The organism is Streptomyces sp. 796.1 (assembly GCF_047525675.1).
Classification (GTDB): domain Bacteria; phylum Actinomycetota; class Actinomycetes; order Streptomycetales; family Streptomycetaceae; genus Streptomyces.
This window is the reverse complement of sequence record NZ_JBLIWA010000039.1, coordinates 13,672-36,118: the sequence shown is the minus strand read 5'-3', so window position 1 is coordinate 36,118 and position 22,447 is coordinate 13,672. Positions and strand designations below refer to the sequence as shown.

Below are 22,447 nucleotides of genomic sequence, written 5' to 3'. Positions count from 1 at the left end.
ACGGGGGCACCGCGGGCCGTAACGGGGCGGGACCCGGCGGGACGGCCCGGACCGGACCGGAGCCTGACGGCAGGGCCCGCAACGGAGCGGGGCGCGAAGGCGCGGGTGGCGAAGGGCGCGAAGGGCGGCAGCGCGGGGCGCGACGGGGCGGCGGGGCACCGTCGGCGGCGGGGTGGTCGCGGCCCTCATCGCGGCGGCTCCGCGAGGACCCAGGACTCCGGGGCGAGCGGGGGCGGCCGGTGGTCGGGCGGGTCGTGGAGCAGCGAGAGCTGACCGCCGCGGTGGGTCGTGCAGCCGGGTTCGGCCATCGCCTTGGCCCGCTCCAGGCGCACCGCCTCCGGCACCCCGTGCGGTTCGGTGCCGTGGAGCACGCCCGACAGGTCGGCGCCGACCTGCGCCCCGTGGTCGGCACGGTGCCAGAGCACCGTGTGCACACCGGCTTGGACGCACTGCCGCAGGAACTGGCCGTGCCGCCCCGGTTCGCAGCACAGCACGACGGTGCCGACGTCGGGCCGTACCTCCAGCTTGGCGCGGGCGACCTTGTGGTCGATGCACCCGTCGTCCAGGACCAGGTGTTCGGACGTGGTCAGGGCGGCGGTGCGCCGCTTCCACCCCGCGTAGCACTCCGGTGTCCTGGCCGTCGTGCGCACCACGAGGCGCCGGGTGAGGCCGGGCACGAAGCCGCCCCCGTCCTCCGCCTCGTCCGACTCCCAGGTGTCGACGGCCAGTCCGAGCCATTCGGGCGCCAGGAAGAACTCCACCAGCGCCGTCTCCGGGTCCTCGCGCACCTCGGTACGGAGCACCCGCTGGATGTCGTCCACCACGCGGGAACTGGCCGAGTCGCGGTCCTGGACGACGACCAACCGCGGCTGGGCGCCCGCGTCCCAGGCCCAGATCTGGTACGTGAAGAGCTGGCTCGCTCCGGTCGGCAACAGTTCGACCTGTACACGGGGTACGGGGCGGCGGTTCGAAGCACCGCCGCCGGCCGCTCCGTTGGTGGCTCTGTCGGCTGTTCCTGCGGCTGCACCTTCGGCGGCCCGGTTGACCGCCCTGTTGGCCGTTCCGTCAACTGCTCCGTCGGCTGCCCTATCAGCGGCACCGTTGGCTGCTCCGCGGGCTGCCCTGTCGACGGTTCCGTGGGCTGCTCGGTCAGTGGCTCCGTTGACCGCTGTGTTGCGTGGTCCGTCGGCTGGTCTGTCGGTCGGTCCGTCGGCCGTCCCTGGTGCGGCCCCGTCGGAGCCCCCGTGCTGTGCGCCGGTGCCAACGCCCGCCGCGGCCCCGTGCCCGGCCCCGCCGCCCGCTCCGTGCCCCGTCCCCCGGGGTACGCCGGCTGCCGTCCCGTACCCTCCACCGGGGCCGCTCGGCGCGGGCGGCAGCTCCGGCGGCGTCACGCCACCCTGCGCGGGGGCGGCCGGCGCGGGAACGGCCGCTACGGGAGCGGCCGGCAAGGCGGCACCCGCCCCGCCGCCAACCTCCGCCCCGACGCCAACACCTGCATCACCGCCCGAACCCGCCTCGCCACCGATCCCCGCCCCACCACCGACACCGGCGCCCGCCCAGCCCCCGGCAACAGGCGCGGACACGGCAGGCACCGGCTGCGCCACGGTGCGCCCGAAGCCCGGGGCGGCGACGGGGCCGTCGGCGACGTCCGCGTGGAACTGGCGTACGGCGGCCCACTCGACGCCCATCCGGCGCGCCACGCGCTTGATCCAGGCCCACAGGTCGTCGGCGAGGAAGTCCGGCGCCTGCCGCTCCGCGTAGGCGACCAGAGCGACCGCCCGCAGCAGCGGCGGTATCGGCTGCCGTTCGGTGGGCCCGTGGGTCTCCAGGACGTCGATGGCGTCGGCGAGTCCGGACAGGGCGTGGGGCTCCTCGTCGTACGGCAGGACGGTGGCGAGCAGGGCGTCCGGGGGCCAGGGCCCGCAGCGGGCGAGCAGTTCGGCCAGGTCGCGCCGTTGGTCGAGGGTCAGGCACTCGGACGGGCTGACGATGCGCGCGGCCCTGTGCAGCCGGACCAGCGCGGCCCTGGACGCCTCCGCACGCGCCTCGCCGTGCCCGGGGTGCCGGGCCAGGGTCGCGCGGACGGCCTCCAGGAGTTCGGGCACCCCGCGGCGGGTGGCCCCGGCGAGCCCCACCAGACGCGCGTGGTCGGCCCCGGCGCCGCGGGAGGGGAAGCCCAGACGGTCGGCCAGCCGCTGTTCGCAGTCGACCACCGCCGCCGGGCTCTCCAGCACCTCTTCCAGGGCGGCCAGCAGTTGCTGCACCCCGCGCCGCGCGGTGGGCACCCGGAAGGGCGGCACCCGCGGCAACTCCGCCTCGATCGCCGGCAGGCTGATGCCGTACAGCAGGGCGGCGGGCCGCTGCGGGGTGGCCCCGGCGCCCTGCTGGTTGGGGGCGGGCCGCTGGTCCTCGTGGACGGCGACGACGAGCCCCACCACCGCCTGCCGGGCCCGGTCCCACAGCGGGCCACCGCTGAACCCCTCGTTGACGCCGGCCCCGCCGACCACGTCCAGCGCGATCCACGGGGCGGCCAGTACGCGCGGGCGCGCACGCGTGGCGGTCAGCGGGTGTCCGCTGGCCCACAGGGCGATCACGTCCCGCTCGCAGTCGTGCAGTTGGAAGGCCGCCGCCCCGGTGTCCGGGGGCGCGCCGCCGGCGAGCCTGAGCACGGCGAGGTCCCCGTGGTAGGCGAGCCGGCCCGGTGGCACCGGAGCCATCCCGGTCGCCTCCGCCCGTGGCGGCCTCCACCACCCGGGCTCCACCCGCGCGCTGACCGGCGGCCCGTGGCCGAGCAGCGGGAACGTCAAGGTGAGCGTTGCCGTACGGGGCGGGCACGCCTGCTCGTACCGGCCCCGTCCCAGGGCGCTGTTGACCACGTGCGCGCAGGTCAGCACCAGGTCATCGGCGATGAGCACACCGGCCCCGACCGGGGTGGCGCCGGCGAGCACGCAGACGAACGCCCTACACAGCGCGGCGTCCTCCGCGCCGGCCCGCATCTCGTTCATGCTGCCTTACGCGGGGTTGGAGCCGAGGTTCCAGGTGGCGGAGACGGTGAAGGTGGCCTCGCCCTTGCCGGAGAAGACGCCGAGGCTGAGATCGGCGCCGAGGGTGACGCCGAACTCCACGGTCACCTCGTCCGGGCGGCGTGCCGAAGTGGCGAGCGAGTGGTGGATGCTCTCCAGCACCCCGCCCAGCGGGCGCAGCGCCTGCACCAGTGCCTCACCGCTGGTGGTCAGCGCCCGGGCGGCCCGGCTGTCGGCGCTGACCGGGCGGGCTCCGCCGAACCCGTCGGGCAGTTCGAGGTCGGGCTGCGCCGCCCCGTACCCGCCGTCGCCGCCGGCCGGCGGTCCGCCGGAGGGCCCGCCGTCCGCGCCGCCCTCCCCCGCTCCGCCGGGCCCTGCGGGCGGCGCTCCGGGGCCGGCCGGTGGTGCGGTACGGGCGTCGTCTGCCACCGGAGCGAGGTGCAGCCAGGCCACGGTGCCGTCGTCAAAAGTCAGCGCTAAGTCCCCCATGGCGATCAGTGTGGCACGCGGGGGCGGGGCACGGGGAGCACCGGGACGCCTCCGCGCCGCGCTCCGTCGCGCCCCCGTGCGTGCGTCGCTACCCCAGTGAGACCCGCGCCAACTGTCGTGCCTGGGCAACCAGTTGGTCCGCGCTGTCCCAGACCTGGGTGTCCTCCTCCAGGAAGCCGCCGGCCAGGTTGCGGGTGGTGATGGCGACCCGCAGCCGGCCGGGCGCCGGACGGCGGCGGACGTGCACGGTGAGTTCGACCGTGGGCACCCAACCGCTCAGCCCGAGGTCGAACGCCGTGGGCGGCAGCGCGTCGACCGCGAGCAGCAGCGACAGCGGATCGGGGTCCCGGCCGTCAGCGAGGCCGAACCAGGCGCGCATGTCACCGACCCCGCTCGGCTGCCCGATCGCCCACCCCGCGGTCGCCGGGTCCAGGCGCATGTCGAACCGGCCGACGATCTCGGTGCTGTTGCCCAACGGAGCCGCGCCGCTCGGGGCGTCGTCGGCGCCCAGGCAGTCCGCGTAGTCGGGCATGGCCGGTGGGGTGGCGGCGGTGCGGACGTCGTTGGGGAGCGCGCCGAGGTCCCCGTAGGTGGCCAGCACGCGGATGCGCTCCACCTCTGCGCCGTCCTCGTCGAACTGGACGAGGGACGCCTGTCCGGTGGAGAGGGTCCGACCGGTGCGCACCGTCTCGGTACGGATCACGGCGGGGCCCGGCTGCGACGCGGTCAGGTAGTGCGCCGTGATCGAGAACGGGTCGGGGTGGGCCAGGGTGTCCCCGAGCGCCCGGCCGAGCACGGCCAGCAGGTAGCCGCCGTTGAGCGCCTTGAGGATGGTCCACCGTGCCGACAGGTCGGCGTCGTACGTCGCTGCGGGCCCGGCGGGGGCAGCGCCGGCCGCGGCGCCTGGGCCCGCCGGGGCGCGACGGGTCACCGCCGTGTCCCGGTCGAACTCGCTGTTACCGATGGTTGCCTGTGCCATGCTCCGCACGGTACACGGATCAATTACTGGCGGGTAGGTTTCCGTCGGAGGGCTTCATCACGCCGTAATGCGGGCCGTGGGAGCGCCCACCCCATCGGTGCGCCTCCGCACACGCTCCGCGGCGCACCCGGCCCCACCCCCTCGGACGGGCCCAGCCCCGTGCCCCGTGCCCCGTGCCCCGTGCCCCGTGCCCCGTGCCCCGTGCGAGGATCGCCCCGTACTCCGCACCACGCGCGCGAGGCTCCGTGCTCCGTACCGCCGGGCGAGGGTGGGGCCTGATCCGCGCCCCGCACACGAGGCCCCGCCGCTCCGCGCCCCGCCGTGCCCCGTACTCCGCACCACGCGCGCGAGGCCGCGCCGCCCGCCCCGTGCTCCGTGCTCCGTGCTCCGTGCTCCGTGCTCCGTGCTCCGTGCTCCGTGCTCCGGCAGCAGCTTGCCCGCGTACCTCGCAGTTCCGGCCCCGGCCCGTAGACCGACGATCACCCGAGCCACACTCGCCCCCACCCCACGCCGCACCGCCCCCACACCGCCGCACCCACACCCACGCCCCACACGACACCCACCCGCCCCACCGCCGCACCCACACCCCACCGGCGCCACCCCCGCGCCGCGCCCGGACGGTGCACCCGGCCGCTGCCGCAACCCACCCCGCAACCCACCCCGCAGCCGCAACCCCGCAACCCCGCGCTCGGCGTCCCTACGCCCCGTCCGCGCCCTCCCTGGCCGCGCTGCGGCGGTTCCAGGCTCGGGGGGCGCGCCAGCCGAAGCGCATGGCGCACAGGCGGAGGGCGAAGGCCAGGAGGGCGGCGAGGGCGCTGGTGCCGCCGGTGAGGGCGTCGAAGTGCAGCAGCAGGGCCACCACCGACGAGCCCACCAGGGCCGGTACGGCGTAGATCTCGCGGTCCCAGCGCAGCAGTGACGGCACCTCGTTGGCCAGCACGTCGCGCAGTACGCCGCCGCCCGCAGCGGTGGCCACGCCCAGGGTGACGGATGCGGTCAGGCTGAGCCCGTACTCGTGCGCCTTGGTCGTACCGGCAACGCAGAACAGGCCGAGGCCGGCCGCGTCGAAGACCCCGACCGCGCCGTTGATCCGCTCCACCTCGGGATGGAGGAAGAAGACCAGCCCGGCGGCTATCAGCGGGGTCACGAAGTAGCCGAGGTCGGCGAAGGCGGCGGGCGGTACGGCGCCGATGATCAGGTCTCGGAACAGGCCGCCGCCGAGCGCGGTGACCTCGGCCAGTACCGCGATGCCGAAGACGTCGAAGTTCTTGCGCACGGCGAGCAGCGCGCCGGAGATCGCGAAGACGAAGATCCCGGCGAGGTCCATGGAGCGCAGCACGGATGGCGTGAACAGGTCGGTGAGCACCCGCTATTTTTACCCCGCGGTCCGGGTTGCCCCACTCCGGCCCGACTCGTGGGCCCGGCTTCGGGCGAATTCCCCCACCGCTTCCGCCGGCCCTCCCCGCACCACTCGCCCGCCGTACGGACCGTTTCCGGCCACACCCATTCCCGCGGGCTCCCCCACTCTCCCGCGCCCTCCGCAAGTTGAACCGGTACGCCCCACCCACACACCCTCAGCCGCCCACGCCCCACCCACACCCACACCCACACCCACAAACATCCCCCCACCAGCCACCCAACCCCAGACACACCCACCCCCGCGCGCCCACACCCCCGCACCCCCGCAACCACCCCACCTCACCTCACCCACCCACACCACGCACCCACCCCCAAGACGACCGATGCCCCGACCACTACGTGCAGCGGCCTCGCGACACCGCCGAGGGGCTCGTGTCACAGGGGTCGCGCACTGGTCGGGGCCATGGCCTGCGCGGCCATCGGTCAGCGGCGGGGCATCAGTCGGTGGCCTCGGACTCCTTGCTCACGGCGGCCTGGCCGGGCACCCGAGCGCTACCCGCACCCGAGCCCGCCCCGGCACCGGCGCCGGCGCCCGCGTCCACCTTCACATCGCCCCCCGCACCCGGCAGCTCCGCATCGCCCGGACGCAGGTCCTCGTGGTTCTCCGGGTGGTGGCAGGCGACCTGGTGGCCGGGCTGGAGCGCGTCCAGCTTGGGTTCCTCGATCGTGCACACCACCGTCGCCTTCCAGCACCGGGTGTGGAAGCGGCAGCCGGTCGGCGGGGCGATGGGCGAGGGCACGTCGCCGCGGAGCAGGATGCGGTCCCGCTTGCCGCGCCGCTTGGGGTCGGGCACCGGGACCGCGGAGAGCAGCGCCCGGGTGTACGGGTGCATCGGCCGCTCGTACAGCGACTTGCGGTCCGTCAGCTCGACGATCTTGCCCAGGTACATCACCGCGATCCGGTCCGACACGTGCCGGATCACCGACAGGTCGTGCGCGATGATCACGTAGGTGAGGCCCAGTTCCTCCTGGAGGTCGTCCAGCAGGTTGACCACCTGGGCCTGGATCGACACGTCCAGCGCGGAGACCGGCTCGTCCGCGACGACGAGCTTGGGGTTGAGCGCCAGGGCGCGGGCGATGCCGATGCGCTGGCGCTGCCCGCCGGAGAACTCGTGCGGGTAGCGGTTGTAGTGCTCCGGGTTGAGCCCCACCCGGGCCAGCAGCCGCTGGACCTCGGCCTTGACGCCGCCCTCCGGGGTGATGCGCTGGAGCTTGAACGGGGCGCTGACGATGGTGCCGACGGTGTGCCGGGGGTTCAGCGAGGAGTACGGGTCCTGGAAGATCATCTGGACGTCGCGGCGCATCGGCCGCATCGCCCCGACGCCCAGGTGCGTGATGTCCTTGCCCTGGAACTCCACCGAGCCGCCGCTCGGCTCCAGGAGGCGGGTGATCAGCCGCCCCATGGTGGACTTGCCGCAGCCCGACTCGCCGACCACGCCCAGCGTCTCGCCGGCCCGCACGTCAAAGGTCAGCCCGTCCACCGCCTGCACGGCGCCCACCTGCCGGCGGAGCAGCCCCTTGGTGATGGGGAAGTGCTTGACCAGGCCGTTCACCTTGAGCAGGGGCTCGCCGGGGGCGGTCCGCTGCTTCTGCAACGACGTCACGTTGTCCTTAGACACAGCTTGGTCCTTCACAGCTTGGGCGCAATCTCTTCGGTCCAGATCCGCGTCCGTTCCTCCTGCGGCATGTGGCAGGCGGAGAAGTGGCGGTTGCCGACCTGCTGGAGCTCGGGCCGCTGGGTGCGGGTGATGTTGTCCTTCGGCACGTCCGCGTACGGACAGCGCGGGTTGAAGGCGCACCCGCTCGGCACGTTGATGAGGCTGGGCGGCGAGCCCTGGACCGGGATGAGCCGGTCGGACTCCTCCCGGTCGATGCGCGGCATCGACCCCAACAGGCCCCAGGTGTACGGATGTTGGGGCTCGTAGAAGACCTGCTCGGCCGGGCCGCGCTCCACGCACCGGCCGCCGTACATGACCAGGATGTCGTCGGCGAGTTCGGCGACGACACCCAGGTCGTGGGTGATGACGATGACGGCGGAGCCGAACTCCTTCTGGAGGTCCCGGATCAGGTCCAGGATCTGCGCCTGCACGGTGACGTCCAGGGCGGTGGTCGGCTCGTCGGCGATGAGCAGTTCCGGGTTGTTCACCAGCGCCATGGCGATCATCGCGCGCTGCCGCATACCGCCGGAGAACTGGTGCGGGTAGTCGTCGACCCGGCGGTCGGGCTGCGGGATGCCGACCCGGTCGAGCATCTCGATCGCGCGCCGCCTGGCCTTCTTCTTGTCCACGTCGTGGTGGACCCGGTACGCCTCCATGATCTGCGCGCCGACCGTGAAGTACGGGTGCATCGCGGACAGCGGGTCCTGGAAGATCATCGCCATCTCACGGCCGCGCAGTCGGCGCACCGTGTCCGGGTTCGCGGCGAGCAGGTCCGTGCCGTCGAAGCGGATCTCGCCGGAGATCTGCGCCTTGCCGCGGCCGTACTGGCCGACGGTGTGCAGCCCCATGATGCCCAGCGAGGTGACCGACTTGCCGGAGCCCGACTCGCCGACGATGCCGAGCGTCTTGCCGCGCTCCAACTGGAAGGAGAGCCCGTCGACGGACTTGACCAGGCCGTCCTCGGTGGGGAAGTGGATCTTGAGGTCGCGTACGTCGAGGAAGACGCCGGAGTCGGCGGAGCGGGCGGCCACCGGTTCGCCCAGCGCGCCGGTCTTGCTGACGGGCCTGCTGGCCGGGCCGGCCGGTTCGCCGCTGGTCTTGCTGACCGCGCGCCCGGCCCCGGGGGTGGAATCCGTCGTCATGAGAGCCTCACTCGGGGGTCGATCACGGCGTACAGGAGGTCCACGATGAGGTTGGCGATGACGACCGCGCTGGCCGTGATCAGGGTGACCCCCAGGATGAGCGGCAGGTCGCGCTCGTCGATCGCCCGCACCGCCGCCTCGCCGAGACCCGGCAGGCTGAACGTGCTCTCGGTGAGGATCGCCCCACCGATCAGGGCGCCGAGGTCCATGCCGAGGATGGTGAGCACCGGCGTCATCGTGGAGCGCATCGCGTGCTTGCCGATGACGACCGGCTCCCGCAGCCCCTTGGCGCGGGCGGTACGGATGTAGTCCTCGCCGAGCACTTCGAGCATGGTGGCCCGGGTGAGCCGCGCGTACATGGCCGCGTACAGGAAGGCGAGCGTGACCCAGGGGAGGATCATGCCGCTGAACCACTCCATCGGGTCCACGCTGAACTCGGTGTACTCGTTGCTGACCCAGTCGAGCTGGTACGAGAAGAGCGCCATCGAGGCGACACCGGTGAAGTAGATGGGGAGCGAGACGCCCGCCAGGGCGACGGTCATGGCCGAACGGTCCCACAGGGTGCCGCGCTTGAGCGCCGACAGGATGCCGGTCACCACGCCGCCGATCACCCAGATCACGGCCGCGCCGGCGGCCAGGCCCAGGGTGACCGGGAGCCGGTCGGTGAGCACCGGCCAGATGGCCTGCTCGTTCTTGAAGGAGTAGCCGAAGCAGGGGGCCGAACAGTGCAGGGTGTCGGTACCGCTGGTGTAGTCCCGGCCCACGAACAGGCCGCGCAGGAAGTCCCAGAACTGCACGATGATCGGGTCGTCGAGCCCGAGCTTCTGCCGGATGGCCTCGATGGCCTGGGCGTCGGACTGCTTGCCGACGTACATCGTCGCCGGGTCGACGCCGGTCCACTTCGGAATGATGAAGAAGATGCCGAAGGTCACCAGGATGACGACCATCAGCGTCAGGACGACGGCGAACAGCCGCCGGATGAGGTATGCGAGCACTGCTCTCGGCCCGGCCGTGGCGGGGGAACCACCGGCTTGTGACCGGTGGTTCCCCCGCCGCGGTACGCGGCCCTCACCTGCCCTTCGTGCCTAGCGGCGGGTGCGCCGGGGGGCGGCTGGCCAAGCGCCAGACCTGCGGATACGGGTGGGGGTGATCATCACTTGACGACACCGAGCGCCTGGTAGTCGTAACGGCCGTTGTAGGCGTCGGACGTGTAGACGTTGGTGAGTCGGCTGCTGCGCCAGATGATGTTCTTCTCGAAGACGAACGGCAGGTAGACCGCGTGCTCGGAGACCAGCTTGTTCATCTCGGTGTAGATGCTGGCGGCCTTGTTCTCGTCCAGCTCGGCCTGGGCCTTCTCGAAGAGCTGGTCGATCTTCGGGTCGTTGAGCATGCTGTAGTTGTTGTTGCCGTTGTCCAGGATGTACTTGCTGTGCACCAGCGGCTGCGAGAAGCCCTGGCCGGTCGGGAAGTCCGGGCCCCAACCCATGATGATGATGCCGAAGTTGTGCTTCTTCACGTACTCCGGGTTGCCGATGATGCCGGAGGTCTGCGAGCCGTCGTACTGCTCGATCTCGGCCTGGATGTTGATCTTCTTCAGCGACGCCTGGAGCGACTCGGCGGTGGCGACCTCGACGGGCTTGTTGTTACGCACCGCGATGGTGGTCTTGAAGCCGTCGGGCTTGCCGCACTTCTTCAGCGCGTCCTTGGCCTTCGCCACGTCGGGCGCGCCGCCGTTGGCCACCGCGCCGTACGGGTCGTACTTCGGGTCGGAGCCCTTGACGATCGGCGGGAGCATGTTGGTGGCGATGTCGCCACCGGCCTGCGGGCCGCCGCGGGCGGTCTGGAGCGACTTCTTGTCGGCGCCGTAGATGACGGCCTTGCGGCACTCGATGTTGTTGAACGGCGCGACGTGCTGCGGGAAGACCGCGTACCGGATGAAGCCGGTGAGCGGGTTGTCCAGGTTGCCGCGGTGCTTGCGCAGCGCCTCCACGCGGCCGGCCTGGCCGATGCCGGTGGCGTTCAGGTCGACGTCGTAGTCGCCCTTGATCAGGCGCTTGTCCATCTCATCGGAGTTCTTGATGAGGGTCAGCGTGACCTTGTCCGGGAGCGCCTTGCGGACCGGGTCCGAGCTCTGCTTCCAGTTGGGGTTGCGGGTGAGCTCCATCGACTTGTTGGCCGTGTAGGAGACCCACTGGTACGGGCCGGAGGAGAACGGCTTCTGGCCGTAGCGCGAGCCGGTGTCCTTGTCCGCACGGGCCGGGGAGGCCGCGGGCATCGCCAGCATCTGCTCGAAGTCACCGTTGGGCTTGGGCAACTTGAAGATGATGGTGGTGTCGTTCGGCGTCTCGATGGCCTTCAGACCGAGCTTGTCCGGGTCCTTGTCCTTGTACGGGCCCTTGTACTCGCCCTTGGGGTCGAGGACCTCCTTGAGGTAGATCGGGCCGCCGGACAGCACGTCCTGGGCCCAGATCCGCTCGATGCCGTACTTGATGTCCTTGGACGTGATCGGCTTGCCGTCCTGCCAGGTCAGGCCGGGGCGCAGGGTGTACTCGTAACGCTTGCCGCCGTCGCTGATCTTGGCCCGGGAGGTGGCCATGTCGGGCACGAGCTCCTGGCTCTGCTCGCCCGGGGCCGACTTGTGGGTGATCAACTGACGCGTGTAGAAGCGCGCGTAGTCCCAGACGAAGCCGTAGTAGCCGCGCTGCGGGTCCCACGAGTCGGCGTCCTGCGTGCCGATGAACTTGAGCGTGCCGCCCTTCTTGTCGGACGGGTTGGCGATCTTGTTCTGGGCGGCGTTGAAGCCGGGCCCGTCGCCCTTCTTCTTGTCGTCACCGCCTCCGCAACCAGCGGTGGTCAGCAGAGCCGCGACGACGACGGCCGACCCTACGGCCAGTCTGCGCTTCGATGTGCGATGGGTTGTCACGATCTCGCAACCTCCGTGGTGGTGACGTTTCTTTGCCTAGCGTTGTTGCACTGCGAGTGGGGCGATGGGGTCAACGGTTCCCCTTGGGGTCGAGGGCGTCGCGGACGCCGTCACCGAAGAGGTTGAAGGCCAGCACGGTCACGAAGATGGCCAGGCCCGGGAAGATCATGAACATGGGTGCGATCTCGTAGGTGCGCACCGCCGTCGACAGCATCTGGCCCCAGGAGGCAGTGGGGGGCTTGACGCCCGCGCCCAGGAAGCTCAGGGCGGCCTCGGTGAGGATGTTGGTCGGGATCATCAGGGTCATGTAGACCGTGATCGGCGCGACCAGGTTGGGCAGCAGCTCCTTGAAGAGGATGTAGCGGCGGCCGGCACCCAGGCTCTGGGCGGCCTCCACGTACTCGCGTTCGCGCAGTGACAGCGTCTGGCCGCGCACGATGCGGCCCACGTACGGCCATCCGAAGAAGCCGATCACCACGACCAGCACGCCGATGCGCACGCCCGAACCGCTCAGTCCCCACAGTTCGCTGGGCACCACGGAGACCAGCGCCAGGATGAACAGCAACTGCGGGAAGGCCAACAGCAGGTCCATGGTGCGGCTGATGATCGCGTCCACGATGCCGCCGAAGTAGCCGGCGATGATGCCGAAGACGGTGCCGAGGAGGACGGCGACGACGGCCGAGAGGAACGCCACGATCAGCGAGATCCGGGTGCCGTAGACGACGCGGCTGAAGGTGTCGCGGCCGTTGCTGGGCTCGACGCCGAACAGGAAGTCCTTGCTGATCCCGCCCCAGTCGCCGACCGGTTGGCCGCCGAGCAGGGCGTCGACGGTGCCGGGGTCGTCGTGGAACTCGTTCGGCGGGTGACCGAGCAGCTTGACGATCAGCGGGGCGAAGATCGCGACCAGGACGAGGAACAGCACGACGCAGCCACCGGCCAGCGCGAGCTTGTCCCGCTTGAGCCGCGCCCAAGCGATGCGGGCGGGCGAGCGCCCGGAGATCTCCTTGGCCGGGGCGTCAGCCGCGACATCGACAGCCGCGGTCTTCTCCGCGCTCGTGTCGTGCAGTGGTGCCGTCATCGTGGTGGGGACCCCTCTCGGGCCGGCAGTGACCGGCCCACGACCGCCGCTGTAGCGGCTTGGTTCACATCAGTTGGTGCGGAGGTTGCTGGACTGCGGTGGTGCGACGTGCGGTTGAGCAGACGGTGGAGCCGGGTACTGCCGAGTTGGTGCACACACGGGCCGAGCTGGACGGGGGCGCTGCGCGAACGGTGGCGCGAGAGCCGGGTTGCGGACGCCCCTTCGCACGACGGCACGGGCCGCCGCGCGAGAACGCTGGCACGGGTTCGGTGCAGGAGTGCGGACGGACCGGTTATTTCACTCGCAGCGCGTCACCCGTTCGGATCGTGTGACGCGCCACACGACCCCTGGAGCGGGAGTCTTCAACGCTGCTGCGATCACCCGCCAGACCTCATCGGTAATGGATGCGCAACTGTGATGTGGCCAGGAAGGTTCCGTTATCCGAACAGTGTTGACGGATGAGCGGGGCGGCGCCGGCCGGGTGCACGCCCGCCATCAGCGCGTCTGACGGGCCGCCCGACCGTGCGGCACCCGGACGGAGAGCCTCCTTCGCGCCGCGCTGGACGGGGCCGGGCGCCGACGGCGCACACCCGGGCGGCGGCGACCCGGCCACCGAACCTTTCTGGGGTTGACACCGGGGCGCCACCGGCGCACACCCATTCCCGGCCACGACCCCGCGCCGCACGTGGCCCGTTGCGGCCCAACTCGCCCGGCACGGTGGTCACATCGCGGGTATCTGCGGATTTCTGGCTTCTGGTGAGCCTGGGGGGATTCACTCTCGTACGGGGCGGTACGGGATGGCACGGGGTCGTACGAGATGGTGTGCGGCGATACGGGAGAGCACCAGGCAGTACGAGGCGTTACGGGGCGGCGACAACCCTTGCCAGGCGGTACGGATCAGTAGAGATCGCTACGGTGCGGTACGCGGAAGTACGGGGTGGTAAAGGTCGATTTGAGGTCGCGTGGCACCCCGCGCGGCACCCGCGCCGCCCTCCACCCGCGGAGCAACCCGCCACCTGCGCAGCACTCGCCACCTGCGGGGCGTAGCTGCCAGCGGCTCAGTACGGCTGGGGCTGGGGCGGGTAGCCGTATCCGGCGGTGGGTGCGGGGGCCGGGCCGTAGAGGTCGCGGTCGAAGAAGGGGCGGCTGTTGGCCCGCAGCCACATCGCCACCGGGTCGTACGCGTCGGCCATCGCGACCGTGGAGACCGGCAGCCCGTCGGGCACCGCACCGATGGACTGACGCATCATCAACCGTACGGATTCCACGGCGGCTTGGCTCGTGTCGTACAGATCGAGACCGATCGCCAGGTACGGGCTGCCGAGCGCGGGCTGCACCCAGGCGCGACGCAGGGAGCGTACGGCGGGAGTGCGGTGGGCGTGTTGGCCGAGCAGCGCGTAGAACTGGTGCAGTTCGAGGGTGGGTTCGCTCAACCGGAGCGGACCTGCGGGCAGCCGGTCCAGGCCGGTGGCGATCCGCCGCAGGTCGAGCCAGGGGATGCCGACGCCGCCGCCGGGGGCGTGCGGGTTGAGCCACAGGCCCCAGCGGTCGGGGAAGAGCGCGGTCGCCACCTGTCGGCCGCCGACCACCTCGTGGGCGCGGCTCCAACCGCTGGCGGCGAGCTCCCGCGGGGAGGTCACGCAGGGGGCGTAGCCGTGGCCTTCGACGTCCATGTTTCCGTACTGGGCATCGGGCGAGCCCGGCCCGCCCTGCCACAGCAGCATCCAGAGCTGCCCGTCGACGAGGGCGTGCAGCAGGCGTTCGTACGCGTCGAAGCGGCCGGGCGCGACGTGCGCCAGCGCCTCCTCGACCCGCCCGGCGGGCTCACCCGCCCCGCCTCGCCCGCCGCCGAGATACGAGTCGCTGCGCACCCCCCTGTCCGCGCCCGCGCTCACCTGGTTACGCCCCTTCTGTCGGCCGCTGGGCGGGGCGCCATCGCACGCCCCGTCCGGTCATCCAACCAGCTTACGAGTCCCCGTCGACAGCTCCCCGGCGACGTCATACGTCCCGATCGAAGAACGGACGCACGCGCCCCAGGATCCAGTCCGCCACCGGGTCCTGGGCTATGTCCAGCAGCAACAACTGCACCGGCCAGGGGACCGGGACCGCGCCCAGCGCCCGGCCGAGCGCGTCCGCCACCTGCGCCTGGGCCTGCGGGTCGGGGCGGTCGAGCTGGACGCCGACGAAGAGCGCGGGCGGTTCGCCCTCGACGCTGGCCAGCGCCCGGCGCGCGGTGCGCACGCCCGGGGTCGCGGTGAACTCAAGGCCGGCGGCGGCCAGGAAGTCCACCGGCTCGTCCTGCCAGTCGGGCTCGTAGAGCAGCACCCGGCCGCCGGTCGCCGCGCCGTCCAGCGGGGTGCGGCCGGCGCGGCACAGCTCGGCGACGGCGGGCGGCGGCAGCGGGGCGCCGACCGCGCCGCCCGGGTTGATCGCGATGCCGACCTGGGGCGGCAGTCCGCGGGCGAACTCGACGGCCGGGGCGACGGTGAAGGACAGCCGGCCGCCGGTCACCTGCTGGAGCTGTGCCTCGGAGCTGAAGACCGGGACGTAGGCGGCGCCGTCCAACTCGATGGTGGCCAGGTCCAGGTGCGGGCTGGTCTGATCCCCGCCGCGGGGCAACGGCACCCATATCGGGCTGCGCCCGAGTACCTCGACGATGCGGGCGCCGGCCGCGGCCTGCTGCTGCCCCTCGGGCCCCAGCGCGAGCGAGGCGGCCAGCACCTCTTCGAGCTCGTTGCACGGGAAACCGCTGGCAGCCGGGGTGGTTTCGTGTCGCTCAGGGATGCTCATCTCGTCCAACCGCCGTCTCGTCCGACCTGCCTACGCACCTTAACGGCTCCGTACGACACCGCTGGTCCGCCCGCCGCCCGCACGGCGGGCGGCGCGCGGCGGGCAGTCTCCCGGGAGAGGACGCCGCAGGGTGCGGCCCCGTTGCTCGCCCGGCCACCGAGTGTGCGCGGGCGCGCTCCCACCCCTGCCACACGCCCGGGCGAGGCCCGATCTTCCGTACCGCCGTGCCGCCCGTGACTTCCCGGGCCGTGGCCTCGTCGCCCGGCTGCGCGGATCGCGGCCCCGCGGCCCGGCCGCCCCCGTCCGTGACGCCCGGCGCACGGCCCTGCCGTCCCGCCGCCCCGCTGCCGTGCCGTTCTGCCGTTGTGTCGTTATGCCGTTGTGTCGTTATGCAGCCCGCGCGCGGTAGCCCAGCGTCCCGGCGGCCCGCTGACCGGTGGCCCGCTGAGGCGCCGGCTCAGTCGCGGGTGACGCCGGAGCCCGTGTCGAGAGCCGCATCGCAGGTGAGGTCAGAGGCGGCGGCGCAGGCAGCGCCGCAGCCCGGGTCGGGGGTCGCCCCGCAGGCGGCGGCACAGCCGGCGCCGGACGTCGTGTCCGGGGGCGCGTCGAAGGTGATCGCGGCCAGGGCCCCGGCCGCCGCGCGGTCCAGGAGCACGGTCGAGGCACAGCCCGGCGGCGGGCTGCCGGCCAGGGCGCGGGTGCGCAGCCGGGCCGCCGCGGCCCGGTGCCTGCGGAAGGCGTACGCGGAGACCCTGCGGCCCCGGGCCGCCTGCCCGGCCAGTGCCAGGCCGGGGTCCACGTCCAGCAGCACCAGGTGCAGGGCTGCGCCGCGGCGGCGGGCGCCGCGGGCCAGCCAGTGGCGCACCCAGGGCAGGGTGCCGCAGTCGTGGACGACGACACTGGCCCCGGAGCGCACGGCGCGGCGCAGCCCCGCGTAGTGCGCCAGGCGCACCAGTGGTCGGTAGACGGGGTAGCCGACCCATGCGGGCATTAGCCGCTGCCAGCGGTCCCTGGTGTCCTGCGAGTCCACCCGCCGCACCGGGGCACTGGCAGCGCCCTGGCCTAACACCAGCCGGCTCATCAGGGTGCTCTTGCCGCTGCCGGGCAGCCCGGAGACGACCAGCAGGTCCCCGGTGGCGTACCGCAGCTCCCGCACCGGGACGGCTCCGTCCGGCCGCGCCGCGGGGGCGGGGGCCGCCGGGGCAGGGGTGGCCGGCGCGGCCGGGCGCGGGGCCGGGGCGGCGGATCGCACCGGGGTCGGCACTGCCGGGGCGGCCGGGACCGCGCCACCTTCGCGGGAACGCGGGACCGCACCGCCTTCATGGGAGCGCGACTCCACTCCGCTCTCATGCGAACGCGGGGCCACACCACCCTCGCGAGTGCGCGGGACCGCGCCACCCTCTCGGGAACGCGGGACCGCACCGCCTTCACGGAAGTGCGTAACAGCGGCCGGGCGCGGGGCCGGAGCGCCGGGCTCCGCGGGGGCGAGCCCCGCGGCGGCCAGCTCCGAGGCGGCGGGCCCCGGGCCCGCGGGCTCCACCCGTCGCCGCCCACCCCCACGCAGGTCAATGACGGTGGGCCCGCGCCCCATCGGCAGCGTCTCCCCGGGGTGCCGCTCGCGGGGCCGCACGGGTGGCGGCGCCAGCGAAGAGGAGGAAGCTGGAGGTGGTACCAGCGCGGGCACCTCGGGCCCCGCCTGCATGCCCTGACCCTGCAACGTGATCATCCTCCCCGAGCGCAACGGCGGCGGTCACCACGGTTCGTGTCCACCGAGTGTAAAGAAGAGGTAATGAACCCCACAGTGAATCGGATGCCGGACCGGGGGTCCATCGCACGGCCGTCCGTGTCATGATGTGCGCGCAACTGCATACCGGCCGCTCGAATCCATGCGGGAGAGTTCCCGGACCTGCGGTGATCCCCGTGATCGCCCGCCGCCCTGGACGCCGAAGGAGCAAGTCCTCCCTTGAATCTCTCAGGCCCCGATACCGCGTGGACGAGGCAGATCTGAAAAGCGAGCCGTTCCTACGGCTCCACCCAAGGTGCAAGCCGGGCCCCACGCCAGGGGTCATGGCGAACCTCTCAGGTTCCGATGACAGATGGGGAGGATGTCCTCGCCAGCCCTGCCCACCCTTGGGAGTCCGCAACCGATGAGCAGCCTGCCCGATTCTCCGCGCCGTACCGCCCTGGACGCGACCCACCGCGCGCTCGGCGCCACCATGACCGACTTCGCGGGCTGGGACATGCCGCTGCGCTACGGCAGTGAGCGCGAGGAGCACACCGCCGTCCGTACCCGCGCCGGCCTCTTCGACCTCTCCCACATGGGCGAGATCACCCTGACCGGCCCGCAGGCCGCCGAGGCGCTGGACTTCGCGCTGGTCGGCAACCTGTCGTCGGTGGCCGTCGGCCGCGCCCGGTACACGATGATCTGCGACGCCGACGGCGGCATCCTGGACGACCTGATCGTCTACCGGCTCGCCGACCAGACGTACCTGGTGGTCGCCAACGCCTCCAACGCCCAGGTGGTGCTGGACGCGCTGACCGAGCGCGCCGCCGGCTTCGAGGTCTCCGTACGCGATGACCGCGACGCCTACGCGCTGCTCGCCGTGCAGGGCCCCGAGGCCCCGGGCATCCTGAAGTCGCTGACCGACGCCGACCTGGACGGGCTCAAGTACTACGCGGGCCTGCCGGGCACCGTCGCGGGCGTGCCCGCGCTGATCGCCCGTACCGGGTACACCGGCGAGGACGGCTTCGAGCTGTTCGTGGCCCCCGGCGACGCCGAGCCGCTGTGGCAGGCGCTGACCGCGGCCGGCGAGCAGGTCGGGCTGATCCCGTGCGGCCTGGCCTGCCGCGACACGCTGCGCCTTGAGGCGGGCATGCCGCTGTACGGGCACGAGCTGACGACGTCGACCACCCCGTTCGACGCGGGCCTGGGGCGCGTGGTGAAGTTCGAGAAGACGACGAACGAGGGCCGCTTCGTCGGCCGCGAGCCGCTGGCGGCGGCGGCCGAGCGGGCCGAGCAGGCCCCGCCGCGCAAGCTGGTCGGTCTGATCGCCACCGGCCGCCGGGTGCCGCGCGCCGGCTTCTCGGTGGTGGCCGCGGACGGCACGGTGATCGGCGAGGTCACCTCCGGCGCCCCCTCCCCCACCCTCGGCAAGCCGATCGCCATCGCCTACGTGGACGCGGCGCACGCCGCCCCCGGCACGGAGGGCGTGGCCGTCGACATCCGCGGCACGCACGAGCCGTACGAGGTCGTCGCGCTCCCCTTCTACAAGCGCCAGCGCTAGCCGCCCACGGGCGCCAGCACCAGCCGCGGGCCGGCGGCCCCGGCCGAACCGGAGCATCCCTTTCGCAACGGCGCGATGGGGTCCGGCGGCTTTGGGCCGTTCCACCCGTTTTCCCACCCCCTCGCACCACCACGCCATCGCGTACAGGAGAATCAGGTCATGAGCAACCCCCAGCAGCTTCGCTACAGCAAGGAGCACGAGTGGCTGTCGGCCGCCACGGACGGCGCGTCGACGGTCGGCATCACCGAGCACGCGGCAGGTGCGCTCGGCGATGTCGTCTACGTCCAGCTCCCCGAGGTGGGCTCGGAGGTCACCGCGGGCGAACCCTGCGGTGAGCTGGAGTCGACCAAGTCGGTCAGCGACCTGTACGCGCCGGTATCGGGCGAGATCACCGAGGTCAACCAGGACGTCGTGGACGACCCATCGCTGGTGAACACGGCCCCCTTCGAGGGTGGCTGGCTCTTCAAGGTCAAGGTGTCGAGCGAGCCGGACGACCTGCTGTCGGCCGACGAATACACCGCCTTCACCGGCAACTGAGCAACCTTCCACCGCCCTGACGACTCTGATCTGATCGGGATGCCGATGTCGCCTTTTAACAGTTCCCTCCACGAGTTCGACCCGGACGTCGCCGCCGCCGTCGACGCCGAGCTCCACCGCCAGCAGTCCACCCTGGAGATGATCGCGTCGGAGAACTTCGCTCCGGTCGCCGTCCTGGAGGCCCAGGGCTCGGTCCTCACCAACAAGTACGCCGAGGGCTACCCCGGCCGCCGCTACTACGGCGGCTGCGAGCACGTGGACGTCATCGAGCAGATCGCCATCGACCGCATCAAGGCGCTGTTCGGCGCCGAGGCGGCCAACGTGCAGCCGCACTCCGGTGCCCAGGCCAACGCGGCGGCGATGTTCGCGCTGCTCAAGCCGGGCGACACGATCATGGGTCTGAACCTGGCGCACGGCGGGCACCTGACCCACGGCATGAAGATCAACTTCTCCGGCAAGCTCTACAACGTGGTCGCGTACCACGTGGACGAGCAGACCGGGCAGGTCGACATGGACGAGGTCGAGCGGCTGGCCAAGGAGCACCGTCCGAAGCTGATCGTGGCGGGCTGGTCGGCCTACCCCCGCCAGCTCGACTTCGCCGCCTTCCGCAAGGTGGCCGACGAGGTCGGCGCGTACCTGATGGTCGACATGGCGCACTTCGCCGGCCTGGTGGCGGCGGGGCTGCACCCCTCGCCCGTGCCGCACGCGCACGTGGTGACCACCACCACGCACAAGACGCTCGGTGGCCCGCGCGGCGGTGTGATCCTCTCCACGGCCGAACTGGCCAAGAAGATCAACTCGGCGGTCTTCCCCGGCCAGCAGGGCGGCCCGCTGGAGCACGTCATCGCGGCGAAGGCGGTCGCCTTCAAGATGGCGGCCTCCCCGGAGTTCACCGAGCGCCAGCAGCGCACCCTTGAGGGTGCCCGCATCCTCGCCGAGCGGCTGTCGCAGTCGGACGTGGGCGAGGCGGGCGTGGCGGTGCTCTCCGGCGGCACCGACGTCCACCTGGTCCTGGTGGACCTGCGCAACTCGGACCTGGACGGCCAGCAGGCCGAGGACCGGCTGCACGAGGTCGGCATCACGGTCAACCGCAACGCCATCCCGAACGACCCGCGCCCCCCGATGATCACCTCGGGCCTGCGGATCGGCACCCCGGCGCTGGCCACCCGCGGTTTCCAGGCCGAGGACTTCCGCGAGGTCGCCGACATCATCGCGGAGGCCCTCAAGCCGTCCTACGACGCCGCTGCGCTGCGTGAGCGGGTCACCACGCTGGCCGCCAAGCACCCGCTGTACCCCTCGCTGTAACCTGCACGGCTTGGCGTCCTGCACGGGGCACCGCGCACACTGGTAGTGGGCCGGTGCCCCGTGCCACGTCCGGACGGGGCTCCCACCGGCCCGTGCCAGCGGCGGAGCCACCGTCGCCGGCAGCGGGCCCACCGGCCCCGCACGCCCCACACGCACCACGTACTCACCACGCTCCGTCATCCCCCGCACCCCTCACGAGCGGCCCCGCAGTGCCAGCGGGGCCCGCCCCTCCGCCGCCCACGGGGCGCAGCCGCCCATCCCACCGGGGCCGCCCCGGTCCGGCCGCCCGCGCGCCCCGGCCGCGAGGCATCTCACTCCCAAGCCCCATGCGCGCGGAACCCGCCCGTTCCCCGCGCCCCTCTCTCCCTCCGCACTCCCGAACCACCCACACCGAGCAGACAAAGGGGTCAGCCACCGTGGCCATCTCCGTATTCGATCTCTTCTCCATCGGCATCGGTCCCTCCAGCTCCCACACCGTCGGCCCGATGCGCGCGGCCCGGATGTTCGTACGCCGCCTGAAGAACGAGGGCCTCCTCGCCCACACCACCGCCATACGGGCCGAACTCTTCGGCTCGCTCGGCGCCACCGGCCACGGGCACGGCACGCCGAAGGCGGTCCTGCTCGGGCTTGAGGGGTACGCGCCGAAGACCGTGGACGTGGAGCGCGCCGACGACGAGGTCGCGCGCATCCGGCAGACCAAGCGGCTGCGGCTGCTGGGCGCGGAGATCGGCACCGACCACGAGATCGACTTCGACGAGCCGAACGAACTGATCCTGCACCGCCGCAGGTCACTGCCGTACCACGCGAACGGCATGACGCTCTTCGCGTACGACGCGGACGGCCTGCCGCTCCTGGAGAAGACGTACTACTCGGTGGGCGGCGGCTTCGTGGTGGACGAGGACGCGGTCGGCGAGGACCGGATCAAGCTGGACGACACGGTGCTCACCCACCCGTTCCGCACCGGCGACGAACTGCTGCGGCTCTCCCGCGAGACGGGCCTTTCCATCTCCGGCCTGATGCTGGAGAACGAGAAGGCGTGGCGCACCGAGGAGGAGATCAGGGCCGGGCTGCTGGAGATCTGGCGGGTCATGCAGGCGTGTGTCACGCGCGGCATGTCCCGTGAGGGCATCCTGCCCGGCGGCCTCAAGGTCCGCCGCCGCGCCGCGACGGCCGCCCGCGCACTGCGCGCCGAGGGCGACCCGGCGGCGCACGCGATGGAGTGGGTGACGCTGTATGCGATGGCGGTCAACGAGGAGAACGCGGCCGGCGGCCGGGTGGTGACCGCCCCCACCAACGGGGCGGCCGGCATCATCCCCGCCGTCCTCCACTACTACGTCAACTTCGTCGCGAAGAACTCGACCCAGAGCGAGCAGGAGGACGGCATCGTCCGCTTCCTGCTGGCGGCCGGCGCGATCGGCATGCTGTTCAAGGAGAACGCGTCCATCTCCGGCGCGGAGGTCGGCTGCCAGGGCGAGGTCGGCTCGGCCTGCTCGATGGCCGCCGGCGGCCTGGCCGAGGTCCTCGGCGGCTCCACGGAACAGGTGGAGAACGCGGCCGAGATCGGCATGGAACACAACCTGGGTCTGACCTGCGACCCGGTGGGCGGTCTGGTCCAGATCCCGTGCATCGAGCGCAACGGCATGGCCTCGGTGAAGGCCGTGACCGCGGCCCGGATGGCACTCCGCGGCGACGGCCGCCACCATGTCTCGCTCGACAAGGTCATCAAGACGATGAAGGAGACGGGGGCGGACATGAAGGTCAAGTACAAGGAGACGGCTCGGGGTGGGCTTGCGGTGAATGTGATCGAGTGCTGACGTACG

The 22,447-nt window shown here is 72.3% G+C and carries 15 protein-coding genes, 1 pseudogene and 1 riboswitch; of the genes and pseudogenes, 4 read left to right on the top strand and 12 right to left on the bottom strand.

The window, feature by feature from the left end:
* Positions 1–185 precede the first annotated feature (185 nt).
* The 12 genes and pseudogenes from ACMA1D_RS24080 to ACMA1D_RS24025 form a co-directional block, all read right to left on the bottom strand.
* Positions 186–3,005 carry a serine protease gene (locus ACMA1D_RS24080; protein WP_414726099.1) on the bottom strand — a complete coding sequence of 940 codons (2,820 nt, stop codon included), beginning with the start codon at positions 3,003–3,005 and terminating at the stop codon, positions 186–188.
* 6 nt (positions 3,006–3,011) lie between these two features.
* A complete protein-coding gene (locus ACMA1D_RS24075) occupies positions 3,012–3,512 on the bottom strand; it encodes a CU044_2847 family protein (RefSeq protein ID WP_414726098.1) in 501 nt (166 codons plus the stop codon).
* An 88-nt stretch (positions 3,513–3,600) separates the two neighbouring features.
* A complete protein-coding gene (locus ACMA1D_RS24070; protein ID WP_414726097.1) occupies positions 3,601–4,491 on the bottom strand; it encodes a thioesterase family protein in 891 nt (296 codons plus the stop codon).
* A 697-nt stretch (positions 4,492–5,188) separates the two neighbouring features.
* Positions 5,189–5,857, bottom strand: a complete 669-nt coding sequence (locus tag ACMA1D_RS24065; RefSeq protein ID WP_414726096.1) for a trimeric intracellular cation channel family protein — start codon at positions 5,855–5,857, stop codon at positions 5,189–5,191.
* A gap of 490 nt (positions 5,858–6,347) precedes the next feature.
* Positions 6,348–7,529: an ABC transporter ATP-binding protein gene (locus tag ACMA1D_RS24060; RefSeq protein ID WP_414726095.1), complete on the bottom strand. Its 1,182-nt coding sequence runs from the start codon at positions 7,527–7,529 to the stop codon at positions 6,348–6,350.
* 11 nt (positions 7,530–7,540) lie between these two features.
* Positions 7,541–8,710 (bottom strand): ABC transporter ATP-binding protein, encoded by a 1,170-nt coding sequence (locus ACMA1D_RS24055; RefSeq protein ID WP_414726094.1) that lies wholly within the window; start codon positions 8,708–8,710, stop codon positions 7,541–7,543.
* Entirely contained in the window at positions 8,707–9,705 is a 999-nt protein-coding gene (locus ACMA1D_RS24050; protein WP_414726093.1) for an ABC transporter permease, read from the bottom strand. Before ACMA1D_RS24050 ends, ACMA1D_RS24055 begins: the two co-directional genes overlap by 4 nt.
* A 158-nt stretch (positions 9,706–9,863) precedes the next feature.
* Entirely contained in the window at positions 9,864–11,633 is a 1,770-nt protein-coding gene (locus tag ACMA1D_RS24045) for an ABC transporter substrate-binding protein (RefSeq protein WP_414726092.1), read from the bottom strand.
* A 70-nt stretch (positions 11,634–11,703) separates the two neighbouring features.
* A complete protein-coding gene (locus ACMA1D_RS24040) occupies positions 11,704–12,711 on the bottom strand; it encodes an ABC transporter permease (protein WP_414726091.1) in 1,008 nt (335 codons plus the stop codon).
* Positions 12,712–13,769: 1,058 nt separating this feature from the next.
* A complete protein-coding gene (locus ACMA1D_RS24035) occupies positions 13,770–14,510 on the bottom strand; it encodes an enhanced serine sensitivity protein SseB C-terminal domain-containing protein (RefSeq protein WP_414726220.1) in 741 nt (246 codons plus the stop codon).
* A 199-nt stretch (positions 14,511–14,709) separates the two neighbouring features.
* The gene (locus ACMA1D_RS24030; RefSeq protein WP_414726090.1) at positions 14,710–15,501 is read right to left on the bottom strand and encodes an enhanced serine sensitivity protein SseB; all 792 of its coding nucleotides are present in this window, start codon (positions 15,499–15,501) and stop codon (positions 14,710–14,712) included.
* 601 nt (positions 15,502–16,102) lie between these two features.
* Positions 16,103–16,765, bottom strand: a pseudogene (locus tag ACMA1D_RS24025) (AAA family ATPase); the annotation flags it as partial.
* A 615-nt stretch (positions 16,766–17,380) separates the two neighbouring features.
* Positions 17,381–17,499: riboswitch (glycine riboswitch) on the top strand.
* 149 nt (positions 17,500–17,648) lie between these two features.
* Here ACMA1D_RS24025 and gcvT point away from each other — a divergent pair.
* The 4 genes from gcvT to ACMA1D_RS24005 all read left to right on the top strand — a co-directional run bounded on the left by gcvT (position 17,649) and on the right by ACMA1D_RS24005 (position 22,441).
* On the top strand, positions 17,649–18,785 hold the full coding sequence (gcvT, locus tag ACMA1D_RS24020; protein ID WP_414726089.1) for a glycine cleavage system aminomethyltransferase GcvT: 1,137 nt from the start codon (positions 17,649–17,651) through the stop codon (positions 18,783–18,785).
* A gap of 159 nt (positions 18,786–18,944) precedes the next feature.
* Positions 18,945–19,322 (top strand): glycine cleavage system protein GcvH, encoded by a 378-nt coding sequence (gene gcvH, locus ACMA1D_RS24015; RefSeq protein ID WP_349997867.1) that lies wholly within the window; start codon positions 18,945–18,947, stop codon positions 19,320–19,322.
* 45 nt (positions 19,323–19,367) lie between these two features.
* Positions 19,368–20,627, top strand: coding sequence for a serine hydroxymethyltransferase (glyA, locus tag ACMA1D_RS24010; RefSeq protein ID WP_414726219.1), 1,260 nt, complete (start codon positions 19,368–19,370; stop codon positions 20,625–20,627).
* A gap of 416 nt (positions 20,628–21,043) precedes the next feature.
* On the top strand, positions 21,044–22,441 hold the full coding sequence (locus ACMA1D_RS24005) for an L-serine ammonia-lyase (RefSeq protein WP_349997868.1): 1,398 nt from the start codon (positions 21,044–21,046) through the stop codon (positions 22,439–22,441).
* The last annotated feature ends 6 nt before the right edge of the window (positions 22,442–22,447 follow it).

Coding starts and splice junctions, on each gene's coding strand:
- ACMA1D_RS24080 (WP_414726099.1), bottom strand. CDS start 3,005: ATGAACGAGATGCGGGCCGGCGCGGAGGACGCCGCGCTGTGTAGGGCG.
- ACMA1D_RS24075 (WP_414726098.1), bottom strand. CDS start 3,512: ATGGGGGACTTAGCGCTGACTTTTGACGACGGCACCGTGGCCTGGCTG.
- ACMA1D_RS24070 (WP_414726097.1), bottom strand. CDS start 4,491: ATGGCACAGGCAACCATCGGTAACAGCGAGTTCGACCGGGACACGGCG.
- ACMA1D_RS24055 (WP_414726094.1), bottom strand. CDS start 8,710: ATGACGACGGATTCCACCCCCGGGGCCGGGCGCGCGGTCAGCAAGACC.
- ACMA1D_RS24040 (WP_414726091.1), bottom strand. CDS start 12,711: ATGACGGCACCACTGCACGACACGAGCGCGGAGAAGACCGCGGCTGTC.
- ACMA1D_RS24030 (WP_414726090.1), bottom strand. CDS start 15,501: ATGAGCATCCCTGAGCGACACGAAACCACCCCGGCTGCCAGCGGTTTC.
- gcvT (WP_414726089.1), top strand. CDS start 17,649: ATGAGCAGCCTGCCCGATTCTCCGCGCCGTACCGCCCTGGACGCGACC.
- gcvH (WP_349997867.1), top strand. CDS start 18,945: ATGAGCAACCCCCAGCAGCTTCGCTACAGCAAGGAGCACGAGTGGCTG.
- glyA (WP_414726219.1), top strand. CDS start 19,368: ATGTCGCCTTTTAACAGTTCCCTCCACGAGTTCGACCCGGACGTCGCC.